Origin of the sequence: Streptomyces alanosinicus (assembly GCF_014650595.1) — a bacterium.
GTDB lineage: Bacteria > Actinomycetota > Actinomycetes > Streptomycetales > Streptomycetaceae > Streptomyces > Streptomyces alanosinicus.
This window is the reverse complement of record NZ_BMVG01000168.1, coordinates 1-622: the sequence shown is the minus strand read 5'-3', so window position 1 is coordinate 622 and position 622 is coordinate 1. Positions and strand designations below refer to the sequence as shown.

At 69.0% G+C, this 622-nt stretch carries 1 protein-coding gene and 1 pseudogene; one reads left to right on the top strand and one right to left on the bottom strand.

Features of this window, described 5'->3' with window-relative positions; genetic code table 11:
* On the bottom strand, nucleotides 1–237 hold a 237-nt coding region (locus tag IE277_RS46825; RefSeq protein ID WP_189960237.1), incomplete at its 3' end, for a cation:proton antiporter domain-containing protein.
* Nucleotides 238–481: 244 nt separating this feature from the next.
* Here IE277_RS46825 and IE277_RS46820 point away from each other — a divergent pair.
* Nucleotides 482–622 (top strand): annotated as a pseudogene (locus IE277_RS46820) (sensor histidine kinase KdpD); the annotation flags it as partial.

Below are 622 nucleotides of genomic sequence, written 5' to 3'. Positions count from 1 at the left end.
CACCGCGCGCAGCTCCCGCCAGGGCATGTCCTCGGCGCTCGCGTACAGCAGCGGCGGCAGGACGACCAGGCCGATGATCTGCGGGCTGATCTGGATCTGCGGGGTGCCCGGCAAAAGCGCTACCGCGAGGCCGGCGACCACGAGCAGGGAGGGGGCGGGGATGCGCCAGCGGCGCGCGAAGGTGGCGACCACCGTGGCGAGGACCACGAGGGAGAGAACCGTACCGACGCCGCGCATGCCGTTCCCTGGAAATGCCGAAGGGATTGCCGAAGCCGGCCCGGCTTCCGGCCGACCAGACTTCCCGGCACACCGCCTTCACCCTATCGGCCCAGACCCCATCAAGACAGTGTCAATGTCTCCAGGAGAGCCGCCAAGGAATCGCTAAGAACCACGCCGATCGCCCCGCAAAGCGGCTTCCTTGAGGGCAGGAATCCTTCTCCACCGAGGGAGTTGGATCAGTGAGCGGAGCGCGTCGGCGGCGATGAGTGACGTACGGCCCGGACGGCTGAAGGTCTACCTGGGTGCGGCTCCGGGGGTCGGCAAGACCTACCGGATGCTCGATGAGGGGCGGCGTCGTGCCGCCCGCGGGGCGGATGTGGTGGTGGGGTTCGCGGAGTGTCAC